The organism is Corallococcus sp. Z5C101001 (assembly GCF_007352635.1).
GTDB lineage: Bacteria > Myxococcota > Myxococcia > Myxococcales > Myxococcaceae > Corallococcus > Corallococcus silvisoli.
In genome coordinates this window covers 363,061-387,785 of record NZ_VKLU01000005.1, presented here as the reverse complement: position 1 = coordinate 387,785, position 24,725 = coordinate 363,061, and the positions used below count along the sequence as shown (strand labels likewise).

The window sequence follows — 24,725 nt, the reverse complement described above, 5'->3', positions numbered from 1 at the left end:
GCGGAGGCCCCGCCTCTATTCACACCCGCCGTGCATTTTCCTTGCGGGTGGGCGCTACAGGCCGCCCCTCGCCTTGAGCACGCGCACCACCTCCGCGGCCATGACGCGGTGGCCTTCCTTGGACGCGTGGATGCCGTCCACCTCCAGCCCGTCGATGAAGAGGTCCACGTTGTTGGGCTGGCGCGTCACCGCCTCCAGGTCGATGACCTCCGCGCGTTTCTGGGCGCGGATCCACGCGTTGAACTCATGGCGCTGCGCCTTCACGACCTCGTAGCTGCCCTCGTTCGTCTTCTCCTTGGGCAAGAGCGTGCTCACCCACAGCCGGCACCGGGGCTGGAGCTGATCCAGCAGCTGCGTCATCCGCTGCTCCAGCTTCTCCACCGTCACGTCCGGCGCGCCCAGGTCATTGGTGCCCAGCAGCACGATGCAGTCGGTGAAGCCCTGCATCGCAAGCACCTCCTGCGGCAGCTGGATGTTCGCGTCCCAGAAGCCCTGCCCGGACACGCCCGAGTTCACCACGGGGACCCCGAGCTGCGCCTCCGCCAGGGCCGGCCAGGCGTTGCGCGTGTCGTTCCAGGTGTCCGTGTAGCCCTCGGTGATGCTGTCCCCGATGGCCACGAACGCCCGGCCCGGCGTGCCCTCCACGTCCACCGTGGCCACCGCCACGGCCTGTTGCCAGGGTTGCCCGCCCAGCGCGGTCTGCGTCGCTGCGTACGCGCCCGTGTGCGCGTAGCTGCCGGGGAACGCGTTGATGAGGCTCTGGCCCATGGCGCCCTTCACCTCGAAGGAGAGGGCCAGCTCGTCCCGGAACGCCACCGGGAACGCCACGGGATCCGACGTCACCAGCGAACGCGCGCCGGTGGTGAAGCCCGGCTTGCCGCTGAAGGTGAGGGCCACGGGCGTGGAGGCCAGCGCGCCGTCGGCGCCCGCCTTCGCCACCGTGGCCCGTTGCAGGGTCAGCTCGCCGTTGCCCGAACGGAAGGTGACGCGGACGCGGTTGCCCGCGCGACCCACCGGAATCCTCAGGCGGTACGTGGTGACGGCCCCCACGAAGCCGGACTCGCGCAGGGCCTGGTGGAAGCCCGGTTGGAACTGGACCTCGCCCGGCGCCACTGGCGGCGTGGCCTGCACCGTGTGTCCGTCATGCAGCGTCAGTGTGGGGGCGGCCTCCACGGGCCCCACGGGCACGCCGACCTCCGCGTCCGTGTGGCCCGGGGCTGACTCCCTCGTATCCCCGTCCTCGATGAGGCCGCCGCACCCCACGAGCAGGCTCAGGGCACCGAAGCCGCACCACCGCAGCGCCTTTCCCATACCCATGCCCACCACCTCCCGGCGCAAGAGAATGTGCACGACACGCCTTCTTGGCGACCGATGATTCACGTCGCGGGCCAGCCGCGCGGGGGGCCCGGACGCCCGGCCGCGGGGACGCGGCGGCGGATGACCGCCACCGCAAGGGGGGACGGCGCGCCCGTCCAGTCCCGTCGCATCGCCACCCCGGGGTGGAGGGCTTCCGCCCCTGGGTAGAACCGTCGCCTTCCACACGGTGTTACCGGGGGCGTGCCCCCCGCGTCATGGGATGCAGGCACCCACGTCGCCGTTGTTGGTGATGGCCCGGCAGGTCGCGTTGGTGCAGCCAGGCGAGCCCGACGGCGTGCGGCAGAGCGTCCGGCACGCGCCGGCGCCACCGGACACCACGCAAGTGCTTCCCCGTGAACACTGGTTGCTGAACTCGCATGCGGCGCCCGGGGCCAGCGTCCCCTGGCCCGCGCACACCGGCCCGTTGGCGGCCGGGTAGCAGCCCAGCGGACTCTCACAGTCCTGGGCGAACGCATCGCACCGGGCGGACGGCGGGCCGCACACCAGCGGCAGCTCGCGCGTGCCGGCCAGGCGCAGCACGGTGTTGCAGTCGCCAGAGCCGCAGTCGGAGGCGGCATGGCACAGCTTGCGGCAGAAGAAGCCGGTGCCGCCGTCGGCCTGCGCCTCGTCCTTGCAGTACAGGCCCGCCGCGCACGTGTCGTAGGTCTGCCCCGGGGGCGACGCGGCCAGCGTGCACGGAGCACCCTCGGCCGCGGTGCCCGCGGCGACGCACTGGCGCTCCGTCGTCCCGGCATCCAGACCCACGTAGGTGCAGCGCAGCCCGTTCGCGCAGCCCTGGCTCACGGGATCGCACGCGCCCGCGAAGCACTGGCTGCCCGTGCCGCCATCCAGCAGGTCCGTGTAGAAGCAGCCCTGGCCCGCCGCGCAGCCCTCCTGCTTCGCCACGTTGCAGGCGAAGTCCGACGGGCCGCCCCCGTCCCCTGCGTCGATGGTCCCGGAATCACCGGCGTCCGCCCCGGAATCCAGGGTTGTGCCGCCATCCGTCGGCGGACGGACAGTTCCGCTGCCATCGCAGCCCGCCACCCACAGCCCCAGCATCAGGGCCCCACCCAACAACACGAGACGCGCACCCATCCGGAAACCCCTCCGTGGAAGTAACCTGGGACTTACACGAGCCGTTCCGTCTCACGGGGGCCCTTGAACCGGGCCTGGAAACCAGCCGACACTTCTGGTTCGAGAACCGAGGGGGTCAGGGTGCGCATGAACACGAAGCTGGATGGGCCGGTGGAGCCAGACCCGTACTTGAACCGTCGCGCCGAGGAACGGGTGGCGGCGCGGTTCGAGGTGCGCTTCGAGCAGGCGGAGGACGCGGCGCGCGCGCTGCGGGCCTACTCCCTGAATCTGTCCGCGGGGGGCCTGTGCCTGCGCACGCGCAAGTCCTACGACGTGGGCGCGCAGGTGCGCCTGGCCATGGTGGTGGATGGCGAGGAGTTCCACCTCACCGGCATCGTCGCCTGGGTGCGCGACGAGGCGGAGGCCATCGGCGTGCGGTTCATCGACGTGAGCGAAGAGGACCACGAGCGCCTGCGCCGCGTCGTCGCGAGCTTCAAGCGCTGAAAGCCTGGGGCCCGGCCGGGATGCCGGGCCCTTTCTGCTACCGCTGGGCTTCGCTCTCGGCGTGGCGGAACACCCCCGAGTCGCCTTCGACGTAGCCGCACGCCCGGTAGAAGGCGCGCGTCTCGTCGGTGACGTTGATGGGGGCGATGAGCTGGAGCTGCTTCACGCTCAGCACCTTGCCGCGCTGGGCCACCTGCGCCAGCAGCGCTCGGCCCACGCCCCGGCGGCGCCAGCCCTCGGAGACGACCAGCTCGTCCACCGTGGCCACGCGCCCGCGCAGCCGCAGCTGCGGCCGGTGGGAGAAGGACACCATGCCCACCGCGCGGTCCTGCGGATCCCCCGCGACGAAGATCTCAATCTCCGGATGGCTGATGACCCAGTGCACTGTCTGCTGATCGGTGCCCTGGGGGTAGCCCAGCTCGCGCAGCAGCTGGGCCATGACCTCGGCGTCGCCACGGCGCGCGCGGCGGATGCGGAAGGCGTTGGCGTCAGGGGCGGGGGTCATGGTGCGGACGATGGGCTGGGACACGGAAGTTGGGATTCTAACGACAGGGCCGCCGGACCTCCAAAGAGGAACGGCGGCCCAGGTGGCTTCTGGCGCGGGGGCACCGGACATTCGGTGTGGGTCCCCCGGGCCGGGGTGGGGTCAGGGCTGTTCGCGGCAGAGCGTGCGCAGGGCCGCGGTGATGTCGCCCTGCTGCGGCACGGACGCCATCTCCAGCGCGTCCGCCAGGCCGATGCCCGGCACGAACTTGCCGGCGATGAGCCGGGGCGGCGCGAGCAGCGAGTAGAACAGCTCCTCCACGGTGCGGCGCACCAGGTGCTCGCCGAAGTTCGTGACCTCGGTGTCCTCGTTGACGAAGAGCACGCGGCCCGTCTTCTGCACGGAGGCCTTGATGAGCTCCCAGTCGTAGGGCCACAGCGAGCGCAGGTCGATGACCTCCACGCTCAGGCCCTCCTCCGCCAACTGGGCCGCGGCCTTCGCGCACAGGGGCAGGGTGCGGCCGTAGCTGACCACGGTGGCCTGCGCGCCCTCGCGCACCACCTTGCCCTTGCCGATGGGCACCGCGAACCCCTCCACCAAGGGCCACTGGGGCTTCCACTGCGAGCGGTCACCCAGGGGCGCGTCGATCATCTTCGACAGCGCGCGGTCGTCGTCGGGCTCGCCCGGGATGCGCTCGTCGCCCTTCACGCGCAGCAGCGCCTTGGGCTCCAGGAACATGACGGGGTTGGGGTCCTGGCACGCGGAGATGAGCAGGCCGTACGCGTCCAGCGGCGTGGAGGGCATCACCACCTTCCAGCCGGGGATGTGCGTCATCGTCGCGTCGAAGGAGTGCGAGTGGTAGATGGACCCGCGGATGCCGCTGCCCACGGGCGTGCGCACCACCATGGGCATGGCCCAGTCGCCGTTCGTCGCCCAGTGCGTGTTGCCCGCCAGCTTGAGCAGGTCGATGGTGTTGTAGATGTAGTCGCAGAACTGGATCTCCGCGACCGGCCGGTGTCCCGCCATCGCCAGACCCATGGCCGCGCCGATGATGCCGCGCTCATCCAGGGGGCTGTTCCACGCCGTCTTCAGGCCCTGGGTGCAGGTGAAGACGCCGCCCAGCGGGGCGCCCACGTCCTCGCCGAAGATGTCGGTGACGCCCAGGTTCTCCTCGGCGTAGTGCAGGGCCATGCGGATGGCCTGTGCCATGTTCGCCATGGTTATTTCTTCTCCGCGTAGATGTGTTCCCAGATGGAATCGCCGGAGGGCTGCGGCTCGTCGCGCACGGTGCGCGCCGCGGCGGCCAGCTCCTCGGAGTAGCGGTTGCGCGCCTCGTCCATCTGCTGCCGGCTGAGGACGCCTTCCTGCTCCAGCCGCGCCTCGAACAGGCGCAGGCAGTCCTGCTCCTCGTTCACGAAGTTGGCGCCGGACGCGGAGGAGTGCCCGTACAGGCGCGACACCTTCGCCTCCAGGAAGTAGGGCTTGCGCTCCTTGCGCACGTAGTCCATCGCGGCCTGGATCTCCTGGTAGGACTCCACCGGATCATTGCCGTTGATGGTCTTCGCCGGGATGTTGAAGGCGCGCGCGCGGTCGCTGATGTTCGTCTCGCCGTGCTGGCCGTCCGACGTGGTGGAGATGCCCCACGTGTTGTTCGTGACGATGATCAGGATGGGCAGCGGGTTGGCGGGGCGGCTGCTCCAGATGAGGCAGCTGGCGAAATCGCCCTCGGCCGTGCCCGCGTCGCCGCCGGTGACGATGGTGATGCCGTCGCCGCCGTGGCGCTTCTGGGCCATCGCCGTGCCCGGCGCGATGGCGTACTGCACCTCGATGGGGGAGGTGACCGGGGCGATGTTCTTCGAGCGCCGGCTGAAGTGGCCCGCGAAGTTGCGGCCGCCGGAGTAGGGGTCCGTGGCCGTGTTCTTCATCTGCCGCAGCGCCCCGATGGGCTCCTCGCCCAGGGCCAGCAGCGTCGCGGACTGGCGGTAGTGCGCGTGCAGGTAGTCGTACGCGGGGCCCTCGCCGCACTTCATCAGCAGGCCCAGGGGGACGTTGAACGCCTCCTCACCGGGGCCGCCAATCCAGAAGTAGCCGTGGCCCTGCTTGTACATCTGGATCAGGCGCTCCTCCAGGACGCGCGCCTTCACCATCAGGTCGTGGATGCGGATGAGCTGCTCTCGGGCGAGCGAAAGCGGCGCGGAGTTTTCTTTGATCAACCGGGGCCGTGACACGCGCGGAGGACCTCGAAGGGAAAGGAAAGGGATGCCCCTATACTCCGAACGCGACCTCCCGACTCAAGCTCCCTGAGCGGCCGGTGTCCGCCGCCACCGTTTCGAGCCCCGGGTGGCGCGACGCGGCAATGAGCGGAACTCATCCATGCCGCGCCAGGGCGGGTTTCCGGCCGCTCGGAAACGCTCCCGTGACGGCTGGGAGCACGTCGGGCGGGCGGGGGAGGGAGCGCCCCCGGAGTAAAACCCGACAGGTGGACTCCTCGCGTCAATCAGGAAGTGCGATAGAGTCCGCCCCGCCCCGACTGTGTTCCCCTCGCGGGCCCTCCCAGGTGTGCCTTTGTCCCGTACGAACACGCGCCTCGACCCCGTGCCCGATTCCCCCGATGCGTCCCCGAGCGCGCCGAGCGGGGGGCCGCCTCCTCCGCCGGAGCACACTGGCACCCACTCCCGAGAGCTCACCGTCCTGCGCGGGGAGAGCACGGCCACCCGGCTGACGGGCGCGGTAGGGCTGCCGGCCGCGGACGCGACGCACACGGTCATCGCGCCCATGGAGGCGGGGGAGCTGCCCAACGTGGCGGCCATCCGCGGGCTGCGGTTGGATCAGCTGCTGCTGCTCACCACCGGGGCGCTGGTCATCGTCATCGTGGGCCTGCTGGCCGCGCTGTCGGCGAAGACGACGGAGGCGCAGCTCACCGCGACGTCGGACCGCTTCACGCAGCGGCTCCAGTCCCAGGCGCGCGAGCTGGGACAGACGGTGAGTCACACCCTGGCGCTCACCTCCGCCACCAGCCTGCGCGACAACAACTACGCGTTCCTCACGGAGGTGGCGCGCTCCATCATCGCGGACAACCGCAACATCCTGCGCGTGCAGATGTTCGACGCGGACGGGCAGCTCGTCGCGGACAGCGACCCGGCGGCGAAGCTGGGGGAGTCCTCCGGCGGCCGGACCGCGGAGCGCCACTGGGCGAGCGCCTTCTTCCAGGGCCAGCCCGTCTTCGAATTCCAGGAGCCGCTCGACTATGGCTCGCAGGGCGGCAAGGGCGTGGTCGTCATCAGCTACTCGCTGGAGGACCTGCAGAAGCAGCTGCACGACCTGGAGGAGACCAACCGCGCCGCGGTGCGCGCCAACACCCTGCGCATCGTGGGCCTGGGCGTGGGCTTCGTGGTGCTGGCCGGCGTGCTGGCCGCGTTCCAGAGCCGCCGCATCACCAAGCCGCTGGGCGTGCTCACCCATCGGGTGATGCAGCTGGCCGCCGGTGACCTGGGCGCGAGAGCGGGCACGGCGCCGGGCGCGGGCCGCGAGGTGACGACGCTGGGCGTGGTGTTCAACCACATGGCCGAGCGCATCAAGGTCCTGCTGGAGGACGTGCGCGCCAAGGCGCAGCTGGAGCGCGAGGTGTCGCTCGCGCGCACGGTGCAGGAGACGCTCCTTCCCGGCCGCGAGGCGGTGACGGTGGGGCCCCTGCGGCTCGCGGGGCTCGTGGTGCCCGCGGACGCGTGCGGCGGTGACTGGTGGTTCCGCGCGGCGCTGGATGACCGGCGGGTCGTCATCGGCATCGGGGACGTGACGGGCCACGGCCTGTCCACGTCGCTGGTGGCCACCAGCGCGACCAGCGGCTTCGCGTCCGCGATGACGCTGCGTGAGCCGTCGCAGGTGCACGCGCAGATGCTCATCACCGCGCTCAACGTGACCCTGGCCAACGTGGGCCGGGGCGAGCACCAGATGTCCAGCGCGCTCGCGGTCATCGACGTGTACAACGGGCAGATCGACTACGCGGCGGGCGCGCACCCCGCGGCGGCGGTCTTCAACCGGAACACCGGGCAGATGGCGTCGCTGCCGGCGCGCGGCCCGCTGCTGGGCGCGAACGTGGCGTCGCAGTTCACGTCCCGCCAGGCGCAGCTGAGCCCGGGTGACATCATCGTCTGGTACACGGACGGCCTCACCGAGGCGCGCGACGGCGCCAACCGGCTCTACGGCACGCAGCGGCTCGCCGCCGCGCTCCAGGCCCACGCCCACCTCCCCGCCGACGCCCTCCGCGACGCGCTCCTCGCGGACGTGCGCGCCTACAGCGCCGGCCAGCCTCAGCGCGACGACATCACCGTCATCGTCGCCGAATTCAGCCCCGCCCCCTCGCCGTGACGAACCGCATGCGTCCATTCCACCGTCCCCCGCGCCGCGTCTCCACCGCGCTCGTCCTGCTGGCCACCCTGGCCGGCCCGCCGACGGCGCTCGCCCAGTTCCGCCCGCCGCCCGCCACCGAAGCCCAGCGCATGACGGAGCAGGGAGAGCAGGCGCTCGTGTCCGCCAACGCCGCCGCGTCCAAGGGCGACAAGAAGGAGGCGGAGGAGAAGTTCAAGAAGGCGCTCCAGCTCTTCGAGCAGGCCCTCACGCAGGAGCCGCAGTCCATCACGGCCGCCGCGGGCCTGGGCAGCGCCGCCAACGCGCTCCAGGACTTCCAGCGCACGGCCGCGCGCCTCCAGCCGGTGTTCGAGCGCAACCGCGCGGAGCTGTCGCTCGCGTACCCGCTGGGCACGGCGTACTTCAAGCTGCGCCGCTTCCAGGAGGCCGTGCCGCTCCTGGAGCAGGTGGCCGCCGCGGATCAGCCGGACCACCTCATCGTCCACTACTACCTGGCCAGCTATTACCTGTACGTGCAGGACGGGAACCGCGCGGTGGCGCGGCTCCAGCGCTACCTGTCGCTGCGCCCGGAGAAGCTCGCGGGCAATGACTTCCAGATCCTCGAGCTGCTGGGCAAGGCGCACCTGCTGCGCCGGGACGCGCCCGCCGCGCGCGCCGCGTTCGAGAAGGCCCAGGCGGGGAGGGCGGAGTCCGCCACCGCGCAGATCGGCCTCGCCGCGGTGCTGGAGCTGGAGGGCCGCGTCCCGGAGGCCCGCACGCTGCTGGAGCGGCTGGTGACGAAGTTCCCGCAGGTGGCGGAGCCGAAGGAGCGCCTCGCGCGGCTGTACCTGTCCGCGGGGGACGTGCCCCGCGCGGAGGCCCAGGCGCTGGCGCTGGTGAACCTGGGCGCCACGCCCGCCGCGCACCTCTTGCTGGGCGACGTGCGGCTCGCGCAGAAGCAGCCCGCGCAGGCCGAGGCCGAGTTCCGCAAGGTGCTGGAGCTGCAGCCGGGCCTGTTGATGGGGCAGATCGCCGTGGGCAAGGCGCTCCAGGCGCAGGCCCGCCACGAGGAGGCCATCCAGTTCCTGGAGGCGGCGGTGAAGTCGGGCGGAGGCAGCCTGGAGCTGTGGGCGACGCTGGGCTCCGTCAACCGCCGCGCCGGCCGCTATCAGCGCGCGGTGGAGGTGCACCGGCGCGTGGTGGAGATGGCGCCGCGCCAGGCGCTGGGCTGGATGCTGCTGGGGGCGGACCACTTCGCCACCGGCCAGTGGGACCAGGCCATCGAGGACTACAGCAGCGCGCTCCAGGTCGAACCCGGCCACCCCGGCGCGAGCCAGTGGCTGGCCCGAGCGCTGGCGCACCGCGCGCGCGACCGCGCGGGCACGCAGCGCCTGGACGACGCCGTGCGCGACCTGCGCCGCGCGTACGACCTGGATCGCTCCGTGGCCATGGCCCGCCGGCTGGGCGCGGCGCTCCTGGACAGCCACCAGTTCGCGGAGGCTCGCAAGGTGATGGAGGGCGCGGTGACGCTGCCGGGCGCGACCTGGCGCGAGCACCTGCTCCTGGGCTACGCCCGGCTGGGCGGCGGGGACGCGCAGGCCGCGCTCGCCGCCTTCACCCAGTCCGGTGAGGCCACGCAGGAGCCGGATCAGCGCGCGGAGGCCTCCGCGGGTGCCGCGCTCGCGGAGGTGGAGCTGGGCCAGGTGGACGCCGCCGTGCAGCGGCTGACGGACGCGGGGCCCTCCAAGACGGCGGCGAAGGTGGCGGAGGCGAACCTGCCGCGCGTGCTGGTGCGCCGGGCCCTGGCGAAGCTGGAGGTCGGCGACGCGGCCTCGGCGAACCGGGACCTGGACGCGGTGGACCGCCTGGGCACCGGCAAGCGCGCGGACCTGGCGAAGCTGGCCACCTTCGCCCGGGCGCTCACGCGCGCGGAGGAGGGCAAGTTCGCGGACGCCACCGCCGGCATCAAGCGCGCGCTCATGCCGACCCCGGAGTGGGCGTGGCCCAACACGCGCCCGCTCGCGGACGCGTGGGTGCTGTACCGCCAGGGCAAGGTGGCGCCCTCGCGCAAGCTGCTCACCACCGCCCAGAAGAAGCCCATGCCCGGGCAGCCCCGCTGGATGGGCAACCTCACCGGCTCGCTGCTCCGGCGCGAGGCGGCGCTCGCGTACGCTTCCGGCAACATGAAGGCGTCGGAGAAGGCGCTGAAGGCCGCGCTGGCCGCCACGCCCGACGACGCGCTCGTGCAGCACAACCTGGCCTGCGTGGACTGGCGCCAGGGCGAGACGGCGGCGGCGCTGACGGTGTGGAAGCGCCTGGAGACGGCCGTCCCCATCGCCGCGCTCAACCTGGGCATCGACGCGCAGGACCGCCGCCACGAACCCGCCGAGGCCGTGGACGCCTGGCGCCGCTACCTGGCCTCGGGCGTGGGCCCCCGCGCCGCCCAGGTTCGGGAATGGAAGGACCGCCTGCAGGGCCTCTACGGGCTGGGCGACGCGCAGGGCGTCGGTCAGGCCTCCGGGGTCGCGGAGGAGACACCGTGAAGACGCCATCCCTTGTCGCGCGGTGGAGCCTCCTGCTCGCCGCCGTGCTGTTCGTCGCACTCCCCGCGTCCGCGGCGCCCAAGAAGGCGACGCTGGGCGTGTTCCTCGCCACCACGCTGTCGGACGGCCAGGAGCGCTTCCAGTACGCGGAGGCGCTGGCCCAGAAGCTGGAGGCCGCCCTGGGGCGCCCCGTCGCCGCCCGCAGCTTCGGCCGCTACGAGGACTTCTCCAAGGCGGTGGGCGAGGGGCAGATCGACTTCGCCGTGGTGGACGCCTGGGCCGCCGTGCAGCTGGGCGCCAAGGCGGACCCCGTGGCGTACGCGCCGCACGCCGGTGAGACGCAGCAGCGCTGGGCCATCATCTCCACCCAGAAGGGCACCGTGAAGGACCTCGCCGGCAAGCGCATGGCGCTCGTCAAGGGCGCGGGCCCCGCGGATCCCAAGTTCGTCTCCCACGTCGTCCTGGGCGGAGACCTGGACGCGCAGCGTCATTTCAAGCTGGTGCCGGTGCCCAACGTGGAGTCGGCGGTGAAGATGCTGGAGGCGAAGGGCGCGGAGGCCGCGCTCGTTCCCGTGGCGCACGTCCCCAAGGACCAGCGCGTGCTCTTCCGCAGCGCCCGGGTGCCGAGCGCGGTGCTGGTGGACTTGAAGGGCGGGGGGAGCGCGCTGGCCCAGTCCCTGCCCGAAGTGGGGGCGGTGGCCCCGTTCGACGCCTTCGCCCGCATCCAGGGCCGTGAATTCGACGACTTCCGCAAGCTCGTCACCCAGGGTCCTCCGCGCCGGCTGCCCGTCTTCGCGGACGCCCCCGACCTGCGGGTGGAGACGCCCGCGCTGGTGCAGTCGGATTCGCTGGGTCCCGCGCTGCCGCCGTTCGCGGACGACCTGGCCGTCTCCGCCGAACAGCCCGACGACTGACGGCGTGGCGCGGCTGATCCGCGCGCGGCCTTGCGATGCCGCGCGCGCGATTTGCTGGGATCGACAGCCATGACTTGGCCTTAGACCAGTTATTGCGGTAATTTGAGAAGTCGAGCGGAACGCCACCGTTCAGGGGTGGAAACACGCCCCTGTGGACGATTGCCAGTCGCACCGGCTCTGGATCCTGGCGCAAGGACCGCGGACATCCCTGCTTCCCCTCGTGGAATAGAGAACGATGGACTCGACTGAGTACGGTGGGCCGCGAAGCTTCGCGGTGAAGGGGCTTGCAGGACGGCCGGGCGCGTTCGCGCGTCTGACGTTGGTGCTGTGCGCCCTGTCGCTGTTCACGGTGGAACGTGCCCAGGCCCAGGAGGCCCAGGAGCCGGCTCCCAAGACGCGGACGAAGGCCACGCGCAAGCGTGCCGCGCCCGCCACGCCAGCGGCGAAGAGCGCCACGCCAGCGGCGAAGAGCGCCGCGCCGGGGACGAAACCCGCGCGCACGGCGAAGACGCGCAGGGGGGCGAAGACGCCTCCGCCGCCCGTGGAGCCGGACGCCGCGCCGTCTCCCACGGAGGAGCCGTTCGTCGCCACGCCGCCCGTGGAGCAGCCGGCCCCGGTGGCCGCGCCCGGCCCGGGCCCGTCGGTGGCGGATCCGATGCCCGTCGCCTCGCCGGGGACGCCCGTCGCGTCGCCGTCTCCCTACGACGGCCCGCTGACGTCGGATGTGCCGGCCAACCCGCCGCCCGCGCAGCACCTGGGCGCTGGCGCGGTGCTGTCGGGCTCGCAGCCGCGGATGAACGAGAACGTCCCGGACCGCGCGCCCTTCACGGAGCCCACGTCGGACCGCGCGATGCCGCCGCCCTCCAGCCTCTCCGGCCTGGATGGCCCGGATGCGCTGGGCAACGGCGACGACTTCGAGAAGACCGTCAACCAGGCGCTGAGCGAGGCCATGGTCACCACGGCCTCCAAGCGCAGCCAGCGCATCTCCGACGTGCCCCTCACGGTGTCCTGGATTCCGGCGGAGGAGCTGGAGGGCACCGGCCAGTTCTCGCTCTGCGAGGCCATCCAGTACTTCCCCGGCATGGAGTGCCGCCGGGGCTCCATGCGCAAGGCGGCGGTGAGCGCGCGCGGCCTGGGCTCCAACTACCTGTCCAACCGCCTCCTGCTGCTCAAGGATGGCCGTCCGCTGACGGATCCCTGGACGGGCCAGTTCTACGCGGATGAGACGACGCCGCTGACCAACCTCAAGCAGGTGGAGGTCATCCGCGGCCCGGGTTCGTCGCTCTACGGCTCCAACGCCTTCAGCGGCGTCATCAACATCATCGAGCGCCAGCCGGGCGATCTCATCGCCAAGGGCCAGAACGTGGGCGCCGACGCGCGCATCCTCGCCGGCCAGGACAAGACGTGGCGCCTGCAGACCAACGTCGCCGGCCGCGGTGGCCCCGTGGAGGCGCTGCTCGGCTACTACGGCTACGGCTCGGACGGCCCGCAGCTCTTCAACAACCCGCAGCTCAACCAGACGGACACCAACGAGGACTCGCTGGTGCACCAGGTGAACGGCAAGGTCCGCGTGGGGCCCCTCGCGCTGGACGCGGACTTCACCGACGGCAACATCGGCCGGCCCGGCGGGCAGAACATCTCCACCGTGGGCAACTGCGGTCGCTGCCACTACACCGCGCAGGACAACGAGCACGTCCAGAACCTGAACGCCGCCGTGCAGCTGGATCAGCAGGTGACGGACAACGTGCGCGTGTTCGCCCAGGGCTATGCGTTCTTCAAGCGCCGCAACGTGACGCTGGAGAATGAAATCACGGGCGCGCTGGAGGACACGCTGGGCAAGCGCAGCCGGCTGGGCGGCGAGGCGCGCGCGCTCTTCTCCCTGGACCGGCTGTCCGTCACCGTGGGCGGCGACGTGAAGGCCGACCAGGTGAACAACCAGAACGTACTCCCGGGCCTGACCCTGGATGACACGAAGCAGACCATCCTGGGCGGCTTCGTGGACGCGGAGTTCCGCGCCACGGACCGGCTGGTGGTGGGCGCGGGCGCCCGCTACGACAACTACCAGATCCCCGAAAAGGTCTGGGAGGCGCGCACGGATCAGATCTCCCCGCGCGCCAGCGTCGTGTTCCACGCCATCCCGGAGCTGCTCACGCTGCGCACCAACTACGGCCGCGCCTTCCGCGCGCCCACGCTGGCGGAGCTCGCCATCAACCAGCAGATGTACGCCGCGACGCTGCTGGGCAACCCGTCGCTGCGCGCGGAGACGCTGGACACGGTGGAGGCGGCGGTGGACTTCTGGCCGTTCGACCGCCGGGTGCGCCTGACGGGCACGGGCTTCTACAACCGCGCCCGCAACTTCATCAATCAGGAGCTCGTCTTCGGCTCCACGTCCCAGTTCCGGAACCTGGGCGACGCGCGCGTGGCGGGCTTCGAGGCGGAGGCGGCGGCGCAGGTGCCGTCCCTCAACTCGTCCTTCGACGTGGCCTACCAGTTCCTGGATGCCCAGGCGCTGCCCGTGGGCGGCGGGGCCAGCTACCCGCTGGACTACGCGCCCAGCCACCGCGTCTACCTGCGCGGCCGCACCAACATCGGGAAGTTCGCCTTCGTGGAGCTCTACGGCCTGTTCGTGGGCCCGCGCTTCGACCCCGGCTTCGTGGTGGACGAGAACGCGGGCACCACCACCCGCGTGAAGCTGCCCAGCTACATCACCGCGACGGCGCGCGTGGGCTTCAACGTCCACGAACGGGTGGCGGTGTCCCTGCTGGGCACGAACCTGTTCAACGCGAAGTACGAGGAGTCCCACGGCTTCCCCGCTCCGCCGCTGGGCGTCTTCACAGAAGTTCGACTCCATTATTAGGGCGCTGTTTGGATACCGTCGCCGCCGTGAAGGATGCTCCCCTGAAGTTGACGCCGGATACGACCCTCACGCCGGAGGCGCTGGAAAAGGCCTCCGGGGTGCTCGCCCGGGATGGCCTGTTGCTGGGGCGGGGTGACGACGCGGCGCCGCGACTGGTGCTCTTCGACGGGCGGCTGACGGCCGCGCACGCGGCGATGTTGGAGCAGCGGCCCCCGGCCCTGCTCCTGGCCACTCGCGGCGAGGCGGGGCAGCCGTCCGGCTGGGAGGCGCGGCTCTTGAGCTCGCTGTTGCGCGGCGAGCCCCTGATTCCGCGGGAGGCCGCCACGTCCGTGGCCTGGCTGGGCAGCGTGGCGGAGGTGACGGCCGCGGGCGAGCGCGCCGCGGAGGAGGTCCTGCGGACGGGGGCCTCCAAGGGCGCGGCCAGCCGGGTGGCGGATGTCGTCCATGAGATTGGCGTGAACGCGCTCCTCGACGCCCCGGTGGACGCCGAGGGGCAGCCGAAGTACGCCCACCGGCGGGGACAGGTGCAGGCGGTGGCCGAGGAAGATCGCTGCCTGGTGTCCTGGGCGGTGGCGGAGGGCCGCGCGTGGCTGGAGGCGACGGACCGCTTCGGCCGGCTGACGGTGTCACCGCTGGTGCGGGTGGTGAAGGCGTGGGGTGAGAAGGCGCAGGTGGATGCTTCTGGCGGTGGCGCGGGCCTGGGTCTGCGGCGCATCCTGGAGCACAGCGACGCAGTGGCGGTGCGGGTGACCCCGGGAAAGCGGACGCAATTCGCTTGTGGGGTGGACCTGGGGGATACACGCCGCCGGGCCGCGCAGCCCAAGTCGCTGCTGTTCTGTCTGGAACGAGGGTAGGCGGGTGGAAAGCCAAACTTCCAATGCCAGCATCACCCCCCTGCGCGTGGGCAGTCTGACCCACGTGCGCGTGGCCGGAGTGATCGACGAGACCTTCCCCCTCTCCCCCGCCTCCAAGGGGATGTCGGGGCTGGTGGTGGTGGACCTGGGCCTGGTGGAGCGGATCAGCTCCTTCGGCGTCCGCCGGTGGATTGAGTTCGTGGGCCACCCGCCGCAGGGCGTGTCGGCCCTGTACGTCGTCAACGCGCCGCCGGTGGTGGTGGATCAGCTCAACATGGTGGAGGGCTTCGCGGGCGTCGCGCGCGTGCTCTCCCTGCTGGCGCCCTACACCTGCCGCTTCTGCAAGGAGGACCGGCTGCGGCTGGTCCGGCTGGTGGAGGAGGCGAAGATCCTGGAGCAGGGCGGCGCCCCGCCGCACCAGTGCCCCGTGTGCGCGCAGCCCCTGGAGTTCGCGGACGAGCCCACGGAGTTCTTCGACTTCGCCCGCCGCCAGCAGTTCTCCGCGGTGGACCCGGCCGTGCTGCGCTACCTGCGCGCCAGCAGTCCGTCGGAGCCGTCCGAGCTCTCCTCGCACCTGAAGATCATCCAGGACGACATCACCTTCATCACCCTGGCCAGCACGCTGAAGGGCGACCTCAACGTGCGCCGGCTCGCGTCCGGCCTGGAGGGGCGCGTCGCGTTCGACTGCTGTCACGTGAGCACGGTGGAGCCGGAGGCCCTGCCGCGCATCGAACAAGTGCTGGAGGTGGCGGCGCAGGGCGCGCAGGTGGTGCTCTGCCGCGTGCCCCCGCCGATGCTGGGCGTGCTGGCGAAGTCCTCCAAGCCGCTGCCGGCGAAGCTGGCCACGCTGTGGCTGCCGTGCGACTGCCGCAACTGCGGCCAGGTCACCCACCAGCGCATCCAGACCTCCGAATACCTGGAGGTGCTGCGCGCCAAGGGCACCATGGACCGCGTGTGCCCCGTCTGCGGCGGCACCGCGCGGGCCCCGGCGCTGGCGCAGTTCCAGGGCCTGCTGGCGCGCACGCCGCTCACCGAGAAGCCGCTCGACGACATCGAGGCGCTGGAGCAGCGCGCGCTCAGCCAGTACCTCTTCGGCTCCACCAACGCGGACCCCGGGGCCCGCGGCACGTCGCCCACGGACGTGCACGGCGGCAGCGCCCGGCTGCAGATCATCCGCCGGCTGGGGCAGGGCGGCATGGCGGAGGTGTTCCTCGCCAAGCAGCAGGGCGTGAAGGGCTTCGAGAAGTTCGTGGTGATGAAGAAGATCCTCGCGCAGTTCGCGGAGAACCCCGAGTTCGTCGACATGCTCTTCGCGGAGGCCCGCGCGAACGCGCGCCTCACGCACCCCAACATCGTCCAGACCTTCGACGTGGGCGTGACGGACGGCGTGGCGTACATCCTGATGGAGTACGTGCGCGGCCCGGACCTCAAGCGCCTGATCACGGAGCTGCGCCGCAAGGGCATGGCGCTGCCGCTGGAGCACGCGCTGCGCATCGTGGCGGAGGTCGCGGCGGGCCTGCACTACGCGCACAGCTACGTGGACCCGTCCGGCACCGCGCACCCGGTGGTCCACCGCGACGTCAGCCCCCACAACGTGCTCGTGTCGCTCGACGGCGCCATCAAGCTGTCGGACTTCGGCATCGCCAAGGTGCAGGGCGAGGAGCAGACGCAGGCGGGCGTCATCAAGGGGAAGATTTCGTACCTCTCCCCGGAGGCCGCCAGCGGCCGCCCGCTGGACTGGCGCAACGACGTGTTCGCGCTGGGCGTGGTGCTCTTCGAACTGCTCACCGGGCAGCTGCCGTTCCGCCGGGACCATGACGCGGCCACGCTCGCGGCCATCGTGCGCGAGCCCGCGCCGGTGCCCTCGCAGCTCAAGCCGCACATCCCGCAGGACGTGTCCGACCTCATCCTGCGCGCGCTGGTGAAGGACCCGGCGCGCCGCACGCCCTCCGCGGCGGCGATGCGCGAGGAGATCGAAGCGGTCATCGCGCACCACCGGCTGTCCTCGTCGCCCGCGTCGGTGGCGCAGTTCTTCAAGGAGGCGCTGGGGGACCGGCTCTCCGAGTACGCGCCGTCCTCCATCGCCGGCTCGGGGACGGGCTCCAACCCCCGGGCGCTGATGCCGGGCACGGGTTCGCACTCGCGCAACCTGGGCACGGGCTCCGGTTCGGGCAGCGACATGCGGGCTCCGTCGGACCTGTCCCGGCCTCCCGTGCGCGGGGGCTCCGGCAGCATGCCGCGGATGGAGCCGCCGCCCGTCGCCGCCGCGCCCGAGCCCGCCGAGCGGGGCACCGAGGTCGTCTCCGTCGCCTCCGAACCGCCGCGCCCTCCCGCCGCGCCGCCCGTGATGGCCGCTCCCGCGCCCCGTCCGTCGCGCCCTGCCGCGCCGCCGCCCGTGTCGCCGTTGCCGTCACCGACGGCGGTGCGCCCGGCCGCTTCCGCCAACGTGCCCACGCGCGTGGGGCCTCCTCCGCAGCCGCCCGCGCGGCCCTCGGTCTCCGTGCCCAGCGTGGCGCCGATGACCGCGGTCCCGCCGCCTCCTCCCGTTGCCGCCGCGCCGCAGGTCTCCGCGCCGCCGCCTCCTCCGCACACGGCCTCCTTGCCGCCCATTGGCTCCACTCCCGTGCCCACGCATGCGCGTGCCTCGGGAGAGCGCGTGGCCCCACCTCCGGCCCCGGTGCATGCCGTGCCGCCGCCCGCGCCCGTTGCTCCCAGCGCGGGCGGGCACCCCGCGCCAGGCAAGGGCCTGACGTCCGGTCAGCGCAAGGGGCTGTGGGTGGGCGGAGGCGGACTGGTGCTCGCGGGGCTCGCGCTGGCCTTCCTGTTGCCCAAGGGAGGCATGGAGGTCCGCAACGCCCAGGAGGGTGAGCGCGTCTACGTGTCCGGCGTGCTGCTGGAGGGCAAGCACGCCCTGCCCGAGGATCCGGGCGGCTGGCTCGTCTCCACCGCCGTGGACGGCAAGCTGCACCGCTTTGGCAAGGTGGCGAAGGCCGAGCACATCGACCTGCGCACGCTCGCGGATGCCGCGCCCCAGGCGGACGCCCGGGGCACGCTCAGCGTCACCGGCGCCCAGGGGTGCCGCGTCGCGCTGGGCTCCCAGGTGCTCCAGGGGCAGACGCCGCTCGCCAGTCCCATGCCCGCGGGGCGTGAGTTCGAGGTGCGCGTCACCTGCGGCGGCAAGCCCGACCTCGTCCGCTGGGTGATGGCCGTCCCGGGCCAGGGCGTCGCGTTGGACGTGCCCTGAGCTGGAGCGGATGATCCCGGGCTGGCGGTGGCCAGCTCGGGCGTCCCACCGGCCTGTCGGCGCGGCCTACAGCTTCTTCAGCAGGAAGTCCTTGTAGGCGCCGTACCCGGGCAGGTCGTCGCCCAGCGAGCCGTCCACCTTCGCGCGGATGGTGAAGGTGCCGCCCCCCAGCTCCAGCGTGTAGCCGGCCTCGTCCTTGTGGAGGATGTGCACCGTCTTGATGCCGTCCCGGACGGCCTCCTTGCCGATGTCGTCGTCGCAGACGGACTTCATGTCGTCGATGAGCCGGTCGAAGATGCCGTTGGAGATCATCTGGATGGCGGCCACCGTGGTGAAGCTGGCCTCGTCGAGCGTGGCCTGGATGTCCGCGCCGCCCGCGGCCTGCCTCAGCTCCTGCACCTTCGGCTCGAAGGAATCCCTCTTGAACGCCGCCATTTCCTTCCGTTCGGCGAGTCCCATGGTGTCTTGCTCCGCGATGCGTCCGGGCAGGAGTGCCCGACGGGCTGAAACCGTCGTGGACAGGCCCCCCATGTGTCAACGCCCCGCCTGGGGTTGATGCTTCACGTCACCCGGGCACTGACCGGATGTCAGTCGTGGGTCCCCACGTGCACGTCGCCGTGGCGCACGCAGACCCAGTGGAAGGCGCAGGAGCACGCCACCGCGCGCGCGTGCGTGCAGCAGCGCCCGCCGAAGTGCTCCGGCAGGGGTTCGCACGCGTGCTCGGGGGGCTCGGGCAGCTCCCGGGGCGCGCCCCGTCCGGACTCCGCGGGGGTGCTTCCGCAGCAGCCCCGTCCGAGGCAGAGGGGGCACAGGGACAATTCGCAGTGCGCGCACCAGTCGAACACCTCACCGGCGGTACCACGGCGCTCACAACCTCCACAGGCGTCGAACATGGGCAGTCTCCGGGCTCATTCGTGAACGAAGGTAGAGGAGGGGTCCGACATCCCAGGTTGGGTGAGGGCGTCTGGCGCTCCAGGCGGGGGGAAGCGACGGGTGTCGGACGCTCGCCCCGCGCACCTTCCACGGGTGGACGGGAGGGAGGCCGCACGGCGGTCCGTGAGCCCTTGCGGCGTTGGCAACGGATTCGCATGGAACAGGGGCTCACGCAGCTCGGGGCTCCTGGGGAGGATGCAGTCATGCGCAGACACCGCCGCATCATCGGAGTCTTCGGCTCGGGGGCGGAGGCCCACGCGGAGTGGGTCGTCCCCCTGGCGCGGTGGATCGCCGAGGCGGGCTTCGACCTGCTCACCGGGGCGGGGGGCGGTGTGATGAGCGCGGCCGCGGAGGCCTTCGTCCAGGTGGAGGGGCGGCGGGGGGCGGCCATCGGCATCATCCCCGGCACCGTGGGGACGGACGGCCGCTACCAGCCCCGGCCCGGCTATCCGAACACGGACATCGAAATCCCCATCTACACCCACCTGCCGCTCAGCGGGGAGCAGGGCACGGACCCCATGAGCCGCAACCACATCAACGTGCTGACCCCGCACGCCCTGGTGGCGCTGCCCGGGGGCGCGGGCACCGCGGCGGAGGCCGTGCTGGCGCTGCGCTATGGCAAGCCGCTCATCCTCCATGGGCCACCGGAGCTGTTCCGGCGCTTCCCGGCGGAGGCCGAGCGCACCACCTCCCTGGAGCGGGTGACGGAGTTCCTCCTGGCCGCCACCCGGTAGCCGGCCGGGGCAGGCGACCCACCGGCCTTGGTGGGTGGGGGGAAGGTACCCCACGGGGTGGGAAAAGATTCTAGGATGGACACGTGGGGCAGGGTGCGCCCGGCATCGCGGACGCCAGGCCCCTGCCACGTTCGCCACCATGATCAACCCCGACTATCCGCTGGCCAGCTGGTTCCTCGCGCTCTCCACGTCGCTGTTCCTGATCGTCTACGCACTGCCGTTGCTGTTCGTCCCACTGCGGTGGGCGCGCTGGTTCGGGTGGGAGCTGCCCACGGGCAACAACGACCTGACGGTCTACTTCGCGCGCTGCCTGGGGGGCCTGGCGCTGTCCGTCATCATCGCGGTGGTGCGGTTCATTCCGGACCCCAAGAGCCACCTGGTCATCTTCGAGCTCATCGGCCTGATTGGCGGGCTGATGACGGCGGTGCACATCTGGGGCGCGGTGATGAAGCAGCAGCCCTGGACGGAGACGGCGGAGATTCCCCTCTACGGCCTGGTGTGCGTGGGGGCCCTGTACCTTCGCTACGCCACGCTGTCCTGAGCGGAAGGCCCTGGGGATGTCCTCCACGCAGCCCATTGATCCGGTGGTCGCGGCGCTGGCGCCCTACATGCCGGCGGCCATCCTCGCGCGGCTCGGGAGCCATGAGGCGGATTCGCTGCCGCACGCGGAAGCCGTGCGGGGCGCCATCCTGCTGCTGGACATCGCGGGCTTCACGCCCATCGTGGTGGGGCTGAGCGGCGCGGGTCCGCGAGGCATCGACGCGCTCCAGCGGCTGCTCACGAACTACTACACGGAGATGATCGACGTGGTCCGCGACCACGGCGGGGACATCTACCAGTTCGCCGGAGACTCCATCCTCGCGTGCTTCGAGGCCGCGCCCGGCGAGGCGGACGCAGACGTCGTGCAGCGCGCGGCGGTGTGCGCGCTGGGCGTGCAGCGGCGGCTCGCGCGCTTCGCGCGGCTGGAGCTGTTGGGTCAGCGCTTCGGCGTGTCGTCGCGCATCGGCATCGGCTTTGGTGAGTCCACCCGCATCGTGATGGGGAGCACCGGCCTGTGGATGCACCCGGCGCTCGTGGGCGAGCCGCTGGCGCAGGCGGTGGGCGCGGAGAAGCAGGCCACGGTGTCGGAGGTGGTGCTCAGCCCCCGTGCGTGGGACGTGTTGCCGGAAGCCGCGCGAAGGGGGGAGCCCCGCGAGGGCGGCAACCACCGGCTGGCGCTCGACGCGCCGGTGGACTCCGTCAAGCGCCCGCTGCCGCCGCCCACGGGAGGGGCGGAGCTGGTGGGCCGGTGCGCGCTCCTGCTGCACCCGGTGCTCTTCACGAAGATCACCACCGCGCACCAGGAGTTCACCGGAGACTTCCGCGACGTCACCTGCTTCTTCGTGCGCTTCACGCATGCGACGTCGGACCACGACCCCGGCGCGTTCACCCGCGACCTCAACGCCTACTACGAGTTCGTCCAGCGCGAGAGCGCCCACCACGGCGGCGTGCTGCTGATGACGGACTTCACGGACAAGGGCAACGTGCTCTACGTCCTGTTCGGCGCGCCCACCGCCCAGCAGAACAAGGAGGTGCTGGCGTGCCGGCTGGCCTGCAAGCTGCTCAAGGCCCGGGAGTCGTTCCCGTTCCTGGACGAGCTGCAGATCGGCATCGCCACCGGCCACGCCTACTGCGGGGACATGGGCTCCCCGACGCGCAAGGGGTACTCGGCGCTGGGCGAGGTCGTGAACATGGCTGCGCGCTTGATGACGCACGGCGGACGCCAGAGCGGCGTGCACCTGTGCGCCAACACCCAGGCCCGCTCGCTGCAGGGCGGCTTCGCCACCGAGTTCGTGGAGGACGCGAAGCTCAAGGGCGTCTCGCGCACGGTGCCGGTGTACCGGCTGCTGGGGGAGACGCGCCGCGGCCTCTTCATCAAGGGCCGGGGCGACATCATCGGCCGCAGCCGTGAGCTGAACGTGCTGCATGAGGCGCTGAACGCGTCGTTCACCGGCCAGGGCCGCGTGTGCGTGGTGTCCGGCGAGGCCGGCATCGGCAAGTCACGGCTGGGCGCGCGCGTCCTGGAGGACGCGGAGGAGGGCGGCGCGCGGGCGCTGTACGGCGTCTGCTACTCCTACGAGATGTTCACCCCCTTCTTCCCCTGGAAGGAGGTGCTGCTCCAGGCCTTCGGGCTGCACGACTCGGATGACACGGAGGCGCAGCTGACGCGCCTGCGGCAGGGGCTGGACGGCCTGGAGGACGTGGGGCCGGAGTGGATGCCCGTGGTCGCGGGCATCCTGGGCATGTCCCTGGAGGAGACGTCCGTCACGGCGGGGATGGACGCGAGGCGCAAGCAGCAGAAGGTGTTCCAGATCGTCTTCCAGCTCCTGGAGAAGCTCAGCCACGCGCAGCCGCTGCTGCTCTTCTTCGAGGACCTGCACTGGGCGGACTACATCTCGTTGGACCTGCTCCAGCACCTCGCGGCGCGCGTGGGGTCGCACCGCATCATGGTGCTGGCGACGATGCGCCCGGGCGACCAGCTCAAGGGGCTGCGCGACACGCCCGAGTACTGTCCGGTGGACCTGAGCAGCCTGGACGACGAGGACACGCGAGCGCTCCTGCGCGTGCACCTGCGCTTGTCGCCGCCGGACGTGGCGCTGGAGGAGCGGCTGCTCGCGAAGGTGCAGGGCAACCCGTTCTTCATCGAGTCCATCGTGGAGGGCCTGGCGGAGCAGGGCTACCTGGGACCGGTGGAGCCCGGCGCGTCGCGGATGGAGGTGAAGCGCGGCCTGCAGGACCTGCTGCTCCCGGACTCCATCCAGGACGTGGTGCTGTCGCGCATCGACCTGCTGAGCGAGACGGAGAAGCTGGTGGTGAAGGTGGCGTCCGTCATCGGGCGCATCTTCACGCTGGACGCGGTGGCGGCGCTGGTGCCCTCCCTGGCCGGCCCGAGGCTCCGCGAGGCCATGGACACGCTCCGGCGCCTGGGCCTCACCCTCCTGGAGGCGGAGGAGCCCTACACCTGCCTCTTCAAGCACATCGTCATCCGCGACGTGGCCTACAACACGCTGCTGGTGTCGGCGCGCGAGGACCTGCACCGCCGGCTCGCGCGCTACCTGGAGGCCCGCGCGAGCGACAACCTCGCGGGCTCCGCGGGTCTGCTCGCGTTCCACTTCCTCGCGGGCAACGTGGAGGACAAGGGCCTGGAGTACACGCTGATGGCGGCCCGCAGCGCGCGGGCGCAGTACGCCAACGACGACGCCCTCTACCACTACAACCGGGGGTTGGAGCTCCTGGGCACCGTCGTGCCGGTGGACCCGGAGGCGATGCTGCTGAAGACGCGCCGGGTGATGCAGGAGCTGGCGGAGACGCTGCTCCAGGCGGGCCACTACGCCAACGCCATCCTGATGTTCGAGCAGTGCCTGGTGGACGAGGAGGAGGTGCCGCAGCAGGCGGAGCTGCACCTGGGCCTGGGCCGCGCGCACCAGGAGAAGGGCGAGTCCGCGCTGGCCACGCAGCACCTGGAGCAGTCGCTGGTCCTCCGAGGCCGCAGCCTCCCCGGGAACCTGGCCGCGCTGGGCGCGCGGACGCTGGGCAACCTGCTCCTCCGGGGGCTGGCCACGCTGATGCCGTTCGTGCTGCGGCCGCTGCCCGCGTCGCGGCTGGGCAACTACCTCCAGCAGCTGTCCACGCTCAACTCGCTCATCCGCATCTACTACTTCGCGGACATCACCAAGCTCACCTGGGCGACGCTGGTGTCCACCAACATGGCGGAGCGCTCGCGCAGCGACTACGCCATGAGCCTCGCCAGCGGCTATTACGGCACGCTGCTGTTCGGCGCGGGGTTGCTCAAGCGCGCGCGGCTGCACTGCGAGCGGGCGCTCACCTACGCACTGCGCTCCCGCGACCCCGTGGCGGAGGGGCTCGCGCTCAGCCGCCTGGGCATCCAGGCCTTCTTCGCCAACGAGCTGGAGCGCGCGCGGGAGTTCCAGGAGGAGGCCGTCTCCACGCTGCGCCAGGTGGGCGAGCGCTGGGAGCGCCAGACGTCCCTGATGATGCAGGCGACAGGGGAGTTCCTCCACTCGCGCTTCCGGACGGCGGAGTCGCTCTACGAGCAGATGGGGACCATTGGCCTGGAGCTCAACGCGCTGATGCACCAGGGCTGGGCGCACTCGTGGGCGCCCATGTGCCGCTACCTGCTGGGCGAAGGCGACGTCGGCGAGCTGTGCGCGGAGATGGAGCAGGGCCTGCGCATCAGCATGGAGGTGGCGGACCTGGCCAACCAGTGCGCGAGCCTCAACCACCTGGCCAACGTCACCGTGCGCGAGCACCAGGTGGAGGAGGCGGCGCTCGTCGCGGTGCGCTGCTTCAAGAGCATCTGGAGCTACCAGGTGCTGGTGCCCTTCCTCCAGGTGGGGCTGGTGGACGCGGCGGAGGCGGCCCTCTTCGCGCTGGAGGAGGGCGCCACGGTGGTGTCGCGCAAGAAGCTGCTGCGCATCGTGCGGCTGGCCTGCCTCAAGGCGCGCGTGATCGCCCGGCTGTACCCGTACCTCAAGGGCCCGGCGCTGCGCGTGACGGCGCGCGCCCTGGCCCTGCGCAAGGGCCCGAGGGCCGCGGAGCCGGTGTTCCTGGAGGCCATCGCCGTCCTGGAGAAGAGCCCCAACCGCTGGGAGACGGGCGTGGCCTACTTCGACGCGGCGGTGGCGCTGCCGCACCGGCGGGACGCGTTCCTGGCCCGCGCCCGGGCCATCTTCACGCAGGTGGAGGCCCACGCGGAGCTGCGCCGCATGGACCGCTTCCAGGCCGCGATGCAGGCCCTGCTGCCCGGCACCGCGGCGCTCCCGCCGCCCCGCGCCGCGCGGGGGGGGTGACCGTGCATCCCCCCGCGCCGTCAGGCCCGGC

Annotated in this window: 17 protein-coding genes; 10 read left to right on the top strand and 7 right to left on the bottom strand. The window is 71.8% G+C overall.

All coding sequences use genetic code 11. The features are described 5' to 3' along the window. Positions 1 to 54: 54 nt before the first annotated feature. Together FOF48_RS11960 and FOF48_RS11955 are read right to left on the bottom strand one after the other, a co-directional pair. Complete coding sequence (locus tag FOF48_RS11960; RefSeq protein ID WP_143901001.1) at positions 55 to 1,317, bottom strand: SGNH/GDSL hydrolase family protein; 1,263 nt, start codon at positions 1,315 to 1,317, stop codon at positions 55 to 57. 252 nt (positions 1,318 to 1,569) lie between these two features. Continuing rightward, entirely contained in the window at positions 1,570 to 2,451 is an 882-nt protein-coding gene (locus FOF48_RS11955; RefSeq protein ID WP_255442091.1) for a hypothetical protein, read from the bottom strand. A gap of 126 nt (positions 2,452 to 2,577) precedes the next feature. On the opposite strand from FOF48_RS11955, the gene FOF48_RS11950 reads away from it, so the two are divergent. Then, positions 2,578 to 2,934, top strand: a complete 357-nt coding sequence (locus tag FOF48_RS11950) for a TIGR02266 family protein (RefSeq protein ID WP_143901000.1) — start codon at positions 2,578 to 2,580, stop codon at positions 2,932 to 2,934. A gap of 37 nt (positions 2,935 to 2,971) precedes the next feature. On the opposite strand, the gene FOF48_RS11945 is transcribed toward FOF48_RS11950, so the two are convergent. The 3 genes from FOF48_RS11945 to FOF48_RS11935 form a co-directional block, all read right to left on the bottom strand. Beyond that, the gene (locus tag FOF48_RS11945) at positions 2,972 to 3,463 is read right to left on the bottom strand and encodes a GNAT family N-acetyltransferase (RefSeq protein WP_143900999.1); all 492 of its coding nucleotides are present in this window, start codon (positions 3,461 to 3,463) and stop codon (positions 2,972 to 2,974) included. Between the two features lie 117 nt (positions 3,464 to 3,580). After that, positions 3,581 to 4,636, bottom strand: coding sequence for an alpha-ketoacid dehydrogenase subunit beta (locus FOF48_RS11940; RefSeq protein WP_143900998.1), 1,056 nt, complete (start codon positions 4,634 to 4,636; stop codon positions 3,581 to 3,583). 2 nt (positions 4,637 to 4,638) lie between these two features. After that, positions 4,639 to 5,646 (bottom strand): thiamine pyrophosphate-dependent dehydrogenase E1 component subunit alpha, encoded by a 1,008-nt coding sequence (locus tag FOF48_RS11935; protein ID WP_143900997.1) that lies wholly within the window; start codon positions 5,644 to 5,646, stop codon positions 4,639 to 4,641. 337 nt (positions 5,647 to 5,983) lie between these two features. Here FOF48_RS11935 and FOF48_RS11930 point away from each other — a divergent pair, with 337 nt between their 5' ends. The 6 genes from FOF48_RS11930 to FOF48_RS11905 all read left to right on the top strand — a co-directional run bounded on the left by FOF48_RS11930 (position 5,984) and on the right by FOF48_RS11905 (position 18,177). After that, complete coding sequence (locus FOF48_RS11930; protein ID WP_143900996.1) at positions 5,984 to 7,786, top strand: PP2C family protein-serine/threonine phosphatase; 1,803 nt, start codon at positions 5,984 to 5,986, stop codon at positions 7,784 to 7,786. Positions 7,787 to 7,794: 8 nt separating this feature from the next. Next, the gene (locus FOF48_RS11925; protein ID WP_143900995.1) at positions 7,795 to 10,308 is read left to right on the top strand and encodes a tetratricopeptide repeat protein; all 2,514 of its coding nucleotides are present in this window, start codon (positions 7,795 to 7,797) and stop codon (positions 10,306 to 10,308) included. Further along, positions 10,305 to 11,222: a PhnD/SsuA/transferrin family substrate-binding protein gene (locus FOF48_RS11920; protein WP_186001877.1), complete on the top strand. Its 918-nt coding sequence runs from the start codon at positions 10,305 to 10,307 to the stop codon at positions 11,220 to 11,222. The genes FOF48_RS11925 and FOF48_RS11920 overlap by 4 nt, the downstream gene beginning before the upstream one ends. Positions 11,223 to 11,457: 235 nt before the next feature. Further along, the gene (locus FOF48_RS11915) at positions 11,458 to 14,079 is read left to right on the top strand and encodes a TonB-dependent receptor (protein WP_143900994.1); all 2,622 of its coding nucleotides are present in this window, start codon (positions 11,458 to 11,460) and stop codon (positions 14,077 to 14,079) included. 26 nt (positions 14,080 to 14,105) lie between these two features. Continuing rightward, on the top strand, positions 14,106 to 14,933 hold the full coding sequence (locus FOF48_RS11910; protein ID WP_255442089.1) for a hypothetical protein: 828 nt from the start codon (positions 14,106 to 14,108) through the stop codon (positions 14,931 to 14,933). Between the two features lie 4 nt (positions 14,934 to 14,937). After that, a complete protein-coding gene (locus tag FOF48_RS11905) occupies positions 14,938 to 18,177 on the top strand; it encodes a serine/threonine-protein kinase (protein WP_143900992.1) in 3,240 nt (1,079 codons plus the stop codon). A gap of 66 nt (positions 18,178 to 18,243) precedes the next feature. Here FOF48_RS11905 and FOF48_RS11900 read toward each other — a convergent pair whose 3' ends face one another. Both FOF48_RS11900 and FOF48_RS11895 read right to left on the bottom strand, forming a co-directional pair. After that, positions 18,244 to 18,636, bottom strand: a complete 393-nt coding sequence (locus FOF48_RS11900; RefSeq protein ID WP_143900991.1) for a hypothetical protein — start codon at positions 18,634 to 18,636, stop codon at positions 18,244 to 18,246. A gap of 128 nt (positions 18,637 to 18,764) precedes the next feature. Continuing rightward, a complete protein-coding gene (locus FOF48_RS11895; protein WP_143900990.1) occupies positions 18,765 to 19,070 on the bottom strand; it encodes a hypothetical protein in 306 nt (101 codons plus the stop codon). A 243-nt stretch (positions 19,071 to 19,313) separates the two neighbouring features. Between FOF48_RS11895 and FOF48_RS11890 the strand changes: the two genes are divergently transcribed. From FOF48_RS11890 to FOF48_RS11880, 3 genes are all read left to right on the top strand, one after another. Next, the gene (locus FOF48_RS11890) at positions 19,314 to 19,844 is read left to right on the top strand and encodes a molybdenum cofactor carrier protein (protein ID WP_143900989.1); all 531 of its coding nucleotides are present in this window, start codon (positions 19,314 to 19,316) and stop codon (positions 19,842 to 19,844) included. Between the two features lie 139 nt (positions 19,845 to 19,983). After that, a complete protein-coding gene (locus FOF48_RS11885; RefSeq protein WP_143900987.1) occupies positions 19,984 to 20,385 on the top strand; it encodes a hypothetical protein in 402 nt (133 codons plus the stop codon). A 16-nt stretch (positions 20,386 to 20,401) separates the two neighbouring features. After that, positions 20,402 to 24,694, top strand: a complete 4,293-nt coding sequence (locus FOF48_RS11880) for an AAA family ATPase (RefSeq protein ID WP_143900985.1) — start codon at positions 20,402 to 20,404, stop codon at positions 24,692 to 24,694. The last annotated feature ends 31 nt before the right edge of the window (positions 24,695 to 24,725 follow it).

Excerpts from the sequence above, each read along its gene's own strand:
- FOF48_RS11900 (WP_143900991.1), bottom strand. The coding sequence starts at position 18,636 with ATGGGACTCGCCGAACGGAAGGAAATGGCGGCGTTCAAGAGGGATTCC.
- FOF48_RS11940 (WP_143900998.1), bottom strand. The coding sequence starts at position 4,636 with ATGGCGAACATGGCACAGGCCATCCGCATGGCCCTGCACTACGCCGAG.
- FOF48_RS11925 (WP_143900995.1), top strand. The coding sequence starts at position 7,795 with ATGCGTCCATTCCACCGTCCCCCGCGCCGCGTCTCCACCGCGCTCGTC.
- FOF48_RS11960 (WP_143901001.1), bottom strand. The coding sequence starts at position 1,317 with ATGGGTATGGGAAAGGCGCTGCGGTGGTGCGGCTTCGGTGCCCTGAGC.
- FOF48_RS11880 (WP_143900985.1), top strand. The coding sequence starts at position 20,402 with ATGTCCTCCACGCAGCCCATTGATCCGGTGGTCGCGGCGCTGGCGCCC.
- FOF48_RS11885 (WP_143900987.1), top strand. The coding sequence starts at position 19,984 with ATGATCAACCCCGACTATCCGCTGGCCAGCTGGTTCCTCGCGCTCTCC.
- FOF48_RS11895 (WP_143900990.1), bottom strand. The coding sequence starts at position 19,070 with ATGTTCGACGCCTGTGGAGGTTGTGAGCGCCGTGGTACCGCCGGTGAG.
- FOF48_RS11950 (WP_143901000.1), top strand. The coding sequence starts at position 2,578 with ATGAACACGAAGCTGGATGGGCCGGTGGAGCCAGACCCGTACTTGAAC.
- FOF48_RS11915 (WP_143900994.1), top strand. The coding sequence starts at position 11,458 with ATGGACTCGACTGAGTACGGTGGGCCGCGAAGCTTCGCGGTGAAGGGG.
- FOF48_RS11890 (WP_143900989.1), top strand. The coding sequence starts at position 19,314 with ATGCGCAGACACCGCCGCATCATCGGAGTCTTCGGCTCGGGGGCGGAG.
- FOF48_RS11955 (WP_255442091.1), bottom strand. The coding sequence starts at position 2,451 with ATGGGTGCGCGTCTCGTGTTGTTGGGTGGGGCCCTGATGCTGGGGCTG.